The sequence below is a fragment of the Acinetobacter sp. V2 genome (assembly GCF_001188385.1).
Taxonomy (GTDB): domain Bacteria; phylum Pseudomonadota; class Gammaproteobacteria; order Pseudomonadales; family Moraxellaceae; genus Acinetobacter; species Acinetobacter oleivorans.
In genome coordinates, this window is sequence record NZ_JZFB01000001.1 from 1,670,673 (window position 1) to 1,677,147 (window position 6,475).

Consider the following 6,475-nt stretch of genomic DNA (forward strand, 5'->3'; position numbering starts at 1 on the left):
CTTTGCGTAGACTCAATTGACCAATTTGAAGTATTTGCTGCTAATTGGATTTTTCGAGGTAAGGGATAAAACATTGTTCTCTACAAATATAAAAATAGCTCAAATTAAAAAGCCCGTTTAACACGGGCTTTTTTGCTTACTTCATTTCAGCGAAAGTTTCTTTGGCAGCCTGAATCGTATATTCGATATCTTCATCAGAGTGAGCAGATGAAATAAAGCCTGCTTCAAATGCTGAAGGTGCTAAGTTTACTCCACGCTTTAACATGCCATGGAAGAATTTTTTGAAAGCTTCAATATCACACGCCAACATTGAGTCAAAGCTTGTAATGTCTTCTTGGTCGGTAAAGTAAAGACCAAACATTGCACCAGCTTGCTGAGTTTTAAATGGAATACCTGCTTCATTAGCTGCGGCTTGTAAGCCCGCAAGTAACTTTTCAAGTTGAGCAGATAAATTACTGTAAAAGTCTGGTTGGCGAAGATGTTTGAACATCTCGATACCCGCACGCATAGCAAGAGGATTTCCAGACAATGTACCTGCTTGGTATACGCCGCCTAAAGGTGCGATACATTCCATGATTTCACGCTTACCACCAAATGCACCAACGGGTAAGCCTGCACCAATAATTTTGCCTAAAGTCGTTAAATCAGGTTTGATGTTATAAACCGATTGAGCACCACCTAAAGCAACACGGAAACCTGTCATCACTTCATCAATAATAAATACAGATTTATATTCATCACACACATCGCGAATGGCTTGTAAGAAACCGTCGATTGGTTTCACCATATTCATATTACCCGCGACAGGCTCAATAATAACGCCAGCAATTTCATGACCAAATTTAGCAAAACATTCTTTTAATGCTGCAATATCGTTGTAAGGTAACGTTAAAGTGTGTTTAGCAAAATCAACAGGAACACCCTTTGAAGTCGGTTCACCCTCACCTAAAGTCAGTAAGCCTGAACCTGCTTTTACTAAAAGTGAGTCAGAGTGACCGTGGTAGCAACCTTCAAACTTCACGATCTTGTCACGGCCAGTGTAACCACGCGCTAAACGAATAGCCGTCATGGTCGCCTCTGTACCAGAGTTCGTCATACGCACCAATTCAATTGATGGCATGATTTCACAGATAATATCTGCCAACGTTGTTTCGTGTACGGTTGGTGCACCAAAACTTAAACCATCTTCTGCGGCTGTTTGTACTGCTTTAATAATTTCTGGATGAGCATGACCCAAAATCATTGGTCCCCAAGAACCAACATAGTCAACATAACGCTTACCATCTACGTCCCATAAATAAGCACCTTTTGCTTTCTCGATGAAAACAGGTGTTCCTCCAACGCCATTAAAGGCACGTACCGGAGAGTTCACACCACCTGGAATGTGTTTGCTGGCTTGTTTAAATAACTGTTCTTGCTTTGGAGATAAACTCATGGAAATGCTCGTCTTAAATATCTAAAAAATAATTTTGAAAGCTTAAGAAAATAATTGTGCCCAGGCCTGTACACGGGCAGGAATTTCAGCAGTTGATCGACCTAATATATCACTAATGACTGCGCAGAGGTCAGCCCCAGCCTCAATCACAGGTTTTGAGTTTTCAACAGTTAAACCACCAATCGCACAAATTGGTAAATCATATTGAGCTGCTGCCTGCTTAATCACTTCGATACCCACATTACCTGCTTCAGGTTTTGTAGAAGTCGCGTAGACTGCACCAAACGCAATATAAGTCGCGCCATCTGCAATTGCTTTTTGTGCAAGTTCTAATGAGTTTAGACAAGTACGGCCAATAATGACACCTTCTGGTAACTGCGATTTTGCGTCAGTAATTTCACCGTCACTTTGCCCTAAATGCACACCTAAACCAAACTGAGCAGCTAGTTTTAGGTCATCATTAATCATAAAAGGAACTTGATATTTTTCACATAAAAGTTTGATCTGTTCAACTTCTGCAGGCTGGTCTGCTTTTTCTACTTTCTTACGGCGGTACTGTAAAATTGCGACCTGACGAGTTGCGAGTGCGGCGTCTAATTTTTCTAATAATAATTGGATTGGGTCATCATTGGTAATGAGATATAAACCGCGCATACTCTACTCTTGCTTTAAAAAACTTCGCTAGTATAACGGATTTATAGGACATCATAAGTACCGATTGATATAGGCTTACCAGTACCAATCGGTATATTTAGAATAGAAAGTAAAATTAACTTGGTATTTTGTCATGCTTGCGATCCGTCAAACTTAAACGACCACGTGCAACATCAGACAACATTCGCCAATCAGAAATAAAGCTATAGAAAGGTTGTTTAAAACTGGCAGGCTTATTTTTTTCAAACACAAAATGTCCAACCCATGCATTTGCGTAACCCGCTACCAAACCATAGAGCACATATTTGGCCTGTTTCTTACGAATTGCTTTTGAAAAAAAGTATATACCAATACTGCTACCCACCACATGTAAGCGTCTGCTCATGATGTTACGGTGTTCAGTTAAATAAAAACGATAAAATTCCTGATAGTTTTTAATCGGCAATTCAAACTCTGGCTGAGCTTCATGGCTAAAGTTTATTGGTGCATTCACGATCATCTTCCTGATTTTTATTTGATCAAAACGTCACCTGATTGTACACCTAAATAAAAGCCTAGCGTCATATGTTTGATTGTAACTTTCTCTATCAAAAGCATTACTTTTAGCGCTAAGCTATTATACTTATTCAAGATAGTTTAAATACCTGATTCAGGGAGATATATTATGGTCGAAGTCGAACTAAAGTTTCAGTTACCTGAATCGAAGAAAAAAACTGTCCAACAATACTTAAAAAAACATAAAGCGAAATATATTCACTTACAGGCCAAGTATTACGATACCCCTGATCGATTACTCGCAAAAAATGGCATGGCCCTACGTTTACGTAAAGAAGATGATCAATGGGTACAAACATTTAAAGCCGCAGGTCAAAGCCACCTACACCGTGTTGAAGAAGAAATTCATTTAGGTGTGTGTGACCAAGAACCTGACTTAAACCTTGAGTTATATCAAAATAATAAAGTCGTAACTGATTTAATTAACGCAGTTTTAGGAACGCAAGCTGAAAAACTAAGTTTGCAGTTTGAGACTGATGTACAGCGCACCTATCATGTGTTTGAAGCAGATAATACGGCTATTGAAGTTTGCTTAGATGATGGGGTCGTAAAAACAGCAGATACACAAAGTATAATTTGTGAAGTCGAATTTGAACTCAAGCAAGGCGCAGTAAAAACGCTTATTCAATTTGCACAGCAATGGATTAATCGTTATGCACTTTGGCTTGATGTAAGAAGTAAAGCCGAACGTGGCAATTTATTAGCACTGGGACAAACAGCCTCGCCCGCTGTACATGCCAAAGCTCTGACATTAAATAAAGATATTACTGCTGAACAGGCTCTAAAAAAGATTATCGAAAACTGTTTAGGACAATTTTTACCAAATATGGCTGCAATTGCCGATGAAGTTGCCGAACCTGAGCATATTCATCAGGCACGTGTAAGTTTACGTCGTTTACGCAGTGCACTGAAACATTTCTCTGGCTGGTCAAGCGAGCTAAATCCTATTTGGGAAGAACAAATTGCGGAGCTTTTTCGTAAGCTTGGAGACACTCGCGATGAAGATGCTATTCGTACCGAGGTGTTACCTGTCATTCAACAACATGGTTCGCCTGAGCTTTTACTACCCGTTTCAGTTCAGCCCTCAAAAGAACTCTCAACAATCTTTACCTCTGCGGACACGATTAAGCTATTACTCGATTTATTAGCATTTGCGTATTCAGAAGAAGATTCAAAGAACAAAACAGGTGGGTTAAAAAAACATATTAAAAAGAGTTTAGATAAATTACATCATAAAGTGATTAGCAATGCTGAACACTTCTCTGAGCTTGAAGTGACTGAACAGCACAAAATACGAAAGACAGCTAAGCAGTTACGTTATTGTGTTGAGTTTATTTCAAGTCTTTATCCTGACAAGAAAGTACAGCAATATTTAAAACATCTACAACCTGTACAAAACACCTTAGGTCAATATAACGACTTATTTATTGCGGAAGGTATTTTCAATAAAGTTGTCGAAAATGACTCATCTTTCTGGTTTGCATTAGGCTGGGTAAAAGCCAAACAACCTCACCTACAAAAACGGTCTACCAAAGCTTTACAAACTTTTAGTCAAACTGAAACTTTTTGGTAATTTATAAAAAGTCGCTGTAAACAAGCAGCGACTTTTTATCGGTACTTACCAAATACTTTCCACACGCCATTATCTGCTAATGGGTCATTATAGCTATCACTACGTTGCTTTCTTGGCTTATCACGGGCATCGACCAATTTAAAATGTGGTTCGACACCTAACACAATACCATTGGTATAAAAACGTGAACGGGTATATTCACTTTGCCCATGCTGGAAAACATACGTTCTTAAATCAATGAATTCACGGTGAGCAACTAAAGCCGCGGTATCGTCGCTCTGCAACCATTCTTGCATCGTAAAAATCTGATCAGTTTCGAACTGCCCGCACTTTTCGATAAGACTCGCAACTCCACGGAAAGTTTTCGATTCTTTTGCGCGTGTTTTATTAATCCGAATTCTGTCTACATGAAAAAAGAATAGCGGTAAATTTAAATGACTTGGCAAATGAATAGCATCTGGTAATTCATCTTCCATAAATGGCTGGAAAAGTTCTTGTGCCCTTTCAATTAGACCTTGCCATTGGCGATAATAATTTTCGACTTCTTCTTGCAAGCCATAATAAATCGGCAGTCCTTCAACATGCTCTAAATATTGAGGTGGGAAAACATGCTGGCGTAATAAAGCAATATCTGTTTTTAAACTTTGAATAGCAATCGCATCTTGCATATTAGACTCTCCAACCAATACTTAGGCTATTTACAGACTAAGTCAAAGGTTTTGTTTCCGCAAGCGTTTGCCTATAATAAGCAGCTCTATTTTTGCGGGAATAAGTCATGTCTCAAAAGATTAATGCAACAGATATTACTGAAGAAGAAGCGTTAAATGCTGTTTTCTTTGAGCGTGCGGATGAATTCATTAAACAAGCCAATGATTTTTGTCGCCCGCCAAAAGGTGAAAAGCCAGATCCAGCAGAACTGCGTGGTCAAGTAAGTGCAGCAATGTTGTTTGCTAGTGCCCGTTTTAACACGTGGGTAGCAGCAAATAATTTTAAAGATGGCGAAGAAATGCGCGCTGCTAAAGATCAAGTGATGTCTTATCTTGTGCAACAATTTCAAATGATGCTTGAAGATAACTTTGATGAGTACTGTGAACAGTTCGAAAATTATTTACGTTTCCGTAAAAATGAAGATTTTCATGCGCATAAACATGATCATTAAGATGATTTAAACATCCAAATAAAAAGCCACAATTTAGTGGCTTTTTATTTGCGATAAGACTTTATTTTTTTGCTGCCTGACCATATTGATCAGCCATCACTTCGACTAAATGTTCAGGTTTAATATACTTTTTAATTACTGCATTTACGTCTGCAACAGTCAGTTTAGTCAAGTTCTGATCATGTCGAACACGGTCTTGTAATGTTTTATCTGTTTCAAGCTGTAGATTTAACATCCCATGAATATTACGTTCATCTTCTAATGCCGTAACGCGTTTCTTCATGATATCTGCTTTAGCAGCTTCAAGCTCTTGCTCAGTCACACCATTTTTCAACAAGTCATTCAACACTTTATGTATTGATGCAGACACTTGTGCTGAGCGACCAGAAGTATAATTTGCACTAATGCTTAAGGCCCCTACATTCGTATCACGGTCAAGTTGCAGCCCACTTCCAAAACCATAGACTAGCGCATTTTTCTCACGAAGCTCTTGAGCCAAACGTGATGAAATTTGAGACTCACCTAAAATATAGTTAAGTAAAATTAATGCAGATGCATCTGGATGGTTTTTCCCAACTGGAATTGAAAGCACGCTTTGGTAGCTACCAAATTCGCGCTGCTCAGATAAAACATGAACTTGCTGAGCTGGAAAATCCACATGATTAATCAAGATTTTTTGATAAGGCTGTTTACCATTCCAACGACCAAATTCCTGATTAAGTAATTTCTGCATTTTTTTCGCATCAAATTTACCCGTAATGGCAATTTGAGCATGGTTCATTGCAAAGAAACGTTCATACAACTCTTTCACTTGCTCTTGAGTTGCGTTTTTCAATTGCTGTTTTGCCAGTTCAGGTTCAAAGTGATAACGCAAATCACCCGGTTGATATTCTTCTAGCAAACGTGAAAGTGTTAAGCCCGCTACTACATCTGGCTCGGTATAAGGACGATCAAGACTTGATAAACTTTGCGATTTAATTAAATCAAATTGAGATTGCTCAAATTTTGGATTTTTCATCACATCAAGAACAAACTCGAAAAACTCATCAAATTTTTCAGATTTAGACTGAATATTAATAGTCATGCCATTGCCGTCAGC

At 38.5% G+C, this 6,475-nt stretch carries 7 protein-coding genes and 1 pseudogene; 2 read left to right on the forward strand and 6 right to left on the reverse strand.

Annotated features, from left to right (window positions below):
* From UC75_RS20665 to UC75_RS07680, 4 genes and pseudogenes are all read right to left on the reverse strand, one after another.
* Window positions 1–74, reverse strand: a pseudogene (locus tag UC75_RS20665) (acyl carrier protein); the annotation flags it as partial.
* 62 nt (window positions 75–136) lie between these two features.
* Window positions 137–1,435, reverse strand: a complete 1,299-nt coding sequence (gene hemL, locus UC75_RS07670; protein WP_049837213.1) for a glutamate-1-semialdehyde 2,1-aminomutase — start codon at window positions 1,433–1,435, stop codon at window positions 137–139.
* A gap of 42 nt (window positions 1,436–1,477) precedes the next feature.
* On the reverse strand, window positions 1,478–2,089 hold the full coding sequence (thiE, locus tag UC75_RS07675; protein ID WP_049837214.1) for a thiamine phosphate synthase: 612 nt from the start codon (window positions 2,087–2,089) through the stop codon (window positions 1,478–1,480).
* Between the two features lie 115 nt (window positions 2,090–2,204).
* Complete coding sequence (locus UC75_RS07680) at window positions 2,205–2,588, reverse strand: DUF962 domain-containing protein (RefSeq protein ID WP_128825154.1); 384 nt, start codon at window positions 2,586–2,588, stop codon at window positions 2,205–2,207.
* A 165-nt stretch (window positions 2,589–2,753) separates the two neighbouring features.
* Here UC75_RS07680 and UC75_RS07685 point away from each other — a divergent pair, with 165 nt between their 5' ends.
* Entirely contained in the window at window positions 2,754–4,217 is a 1,464-nt protein-coding gene (locus UC75_RS07685; RefSeq protein ID WP_049837216.1) for a CYTH and CHAD domain-containing protein, read from the forward strand.
* Window positions 4,218–4,252: 35 nt separating this feature from the next.
* Here the strand turns inward: UC75_RS07685 and UC75_RS07690 are convergent, their stop codons facing one another.
* Window positions 4,253–4,885, reverse strand: a complete 633-nt coding sequence (locus UC75_RS07690; protein WP_004790825.1) for a hypothetical protein — start codon at window positions 4,883–4,885, stop codon at window positions 4,253–4,255.
* A gap of 107 nt (window positions 4,886–4,992) precedes the next feature.
* Here UC75_RS07690 and UC75_RS07695 point away from each other — a divergent pair, with 107 nt between their 5' ends.
* The gene (locus UC75_RS07695) at window positions 4,993–5,376 is read left to right on the forward strand and encodes a DUF3144 domain-containing protein (protein ID WP_004790823.1); all 384 of its coding nucleotides are present in this window, start codon (window positions 4,993–4,995) and stop codon (window positions 5,374–5,376) included.
* Window positions 5,377–5,437: 61 nt separating this feature from the next.
* Here the strand turns inward: UC75_RS07695 and UC75_RS20670 are convergent.
* Window positions 5,438–6,475, reverse strand: a 1,038-nt coding sequence (locus UC75_RS20670; protein ID WP_228137162.1) for a M16 family metallopeptidase, incomplete at its 5' end; no start/stop codon positions are given.

Bases quoted from the DNA above. Each gene is read 5' to 3' on its own strand.
- hemL (WP_049837213.1), bottom strand. From the start codon at position 1,435: ATGAGTTTATCTCCAAAGCAAGAACAGTTATTTAAACAAGCCAGCAAA.
- thiE (WP_049837214.1), bottom strand. From the start codon at position 2,089: ATGCGCGGTTTATATCTCATTACCAATGATGACCCAATCCAATTATTA.
- UC75_RS07680 (WP_128825154.1), bottom strand. From the start codon at position 2,588: ATGATCGTGAATGCACCAATAAACTTTAGCCATGAAGCTCAGCCAGAG.
- UC75_RS07685 (WP_049837216.1), top strand. From the start codon at position 2,754: ATGGTCGAAGTCGAACTAAAGTTTCAGTTACCTGAATCGAAGAAAAAA.
- UC75_RS07690 (WP_004790825.1), bottom strand. From the start codon at position 4,885: ATGCAAGATGCGATTGCTATTCAAAGTTTAAAAACAGATATTGCTTTA.
- UC75_RS07695 (WP_004790823.1), top strand. From the start codon at position 4,993: ATGTCTCAAAAGATTAATGCAACAGATATTACTGAAGAAGAAGCGTTA.